Here is a 1,515-nt window from a genome sequence, read left to right on the forward strand (position 1 = left end):
ATGGATAACAATCAAATGCCGAATATGATGCCAATCATGGATAACAATCAACCACCGAATATGATGCCATATCAAATGCCGTATCAACAGCCTATGATGCCGCCGAATCCGTATTATCAACAACCAAATCCATATCAAATGCCATATCAGCAAGGAGCGCCGTTTGGACCGCAATATACGTCTATGCCAAACCCGAATATGATGCCAATGGATAATAATATGCCGCCGCTTGTGCAGGGTGAGGAAGATTGTGGATGCGGAGGAGAAAGTAGACTATATAGTCCACAACCAGGCGGTCCGCAATATGCGAATCCTTTATATTATCAACCAACTCAATCTGCATATGCACCACAGCCAGGAACGATGTATTATCAACCAGATCCACCAAATGTATTTGGAGAGCCCATTTCAGAAGAAGAGGACGAAGAAGAAGTTTAAAAAGGCGGGAGTATTCCCGCCTTTTTTGCATGCGTGTTAATTAAGGAAATGAAGGGTTTTTATGAAGTGCTAGAAAATTCCCAGTGAAATATTAACAGTGTAAAAACCCTCTCTGTTACTCATCATAAGAGGGAGCTTTTCAGAAGAGAAGCTCATTCTAACAGAGGGGGTTTTTGTATTGAATACGAAAGTAAAAGTGATTGCTGCTTCTTTGTTAGTTACCAGTGCATTAGCTGCATGTGGTACACCAAAAGATAACAATGCAATGGATGGACGTAACTACAATTACGAGCGTACATCTTATAATGATACACACCAGTATCGTGATAATGTAACGCGTAATGATCGCTATACAGATTATGTAACATATAGAAATGGTCGTAACGATACAGGATATAACAATTATTACCGAGATGTAAATTACAACGGTCAAATTGCTAATCCGCATCCAACACGTAATATTACAATGAACAATTCATACATTAACAATGATGGTAAAACAGCAGAAAAAATTACAAATCGTGTGAAACGTATGAATAACGTGGACCGTGTGTCTACAGTTGTATATGGAAACGATGTGGCGATTGCGGTAAAACCGCGTAATACAGTGACAAATGAAACGGCGATGGCGAACGAAATTCGTCAAGCTGTTGTAAATGAAGTTGGAAACAGAAACGTATATGTTTCTGTAAGAAATGATATGTTTACTCGTGTCGATGCAATGAGCACACGTCTACGTAACGGTACAGTTACAAACGATTTTAATCGTGATATAGGAAATATGTTCCGAGACATTCGTTACGGTTTAACTGGTACTATGCGATAGCAAAACAAAAGAGGAAGGGATAGCCCTTCCTCTTCCAGGCTGTGGAGAAAGTCTTCTCCACAGCCTGTTTTTGTGTCTGAACCTCTTTTTATGTGTCAACACTGATAAAAAGAGGTAAAGGAGAGATTTTTTATGATGGGTGCTTTAAAAAATCATCGTGATGAACGTGTATCTGTTTCTGTAGAAGAGTTGGTTCCACAAGATCATTTCCTTCGTGCGATCGAAGCGACAATTAGTTTTGATTTTATTGA

1 protein-coding gene and 1 pseudogene are annotated in these 1,515 nt (G+C 39.3%); both read left to right on the plus strand.

Going from position 1 to position 1,515, the window contains the following annotated elements; genetic code table 11:
• Positions 1-438 (plus strand): annotated as a pseudogene (locus tag C4S65_RS02635) (peptigoglycan-binding protein LysM); the annotation flags it as partial.
• Between the two features lie 178 nt (positions 439-616).
• Positions 617-1,264, plus strand: a complete 648-nt coding sequence (locus C4S65_RS02640; RefSeq protein ID WP_001093530.1) for a YhcN/YlaJ family sporulation lipoprotein — start codon at positions 617-619, stop codon at positions 1,262-1,264.
• Positions 1,265-1,515: the final 251 nt, after the last annotated feature.

Source organism: Bacillus sp. ok061 (assembly GCF_900108285.1).
Lineage (GTDB): Bacteria > Bacillota > Bacilli > Bacillales > Bacillaceae_G > Bacillus_A > Bacillus_A thuringiensis_S.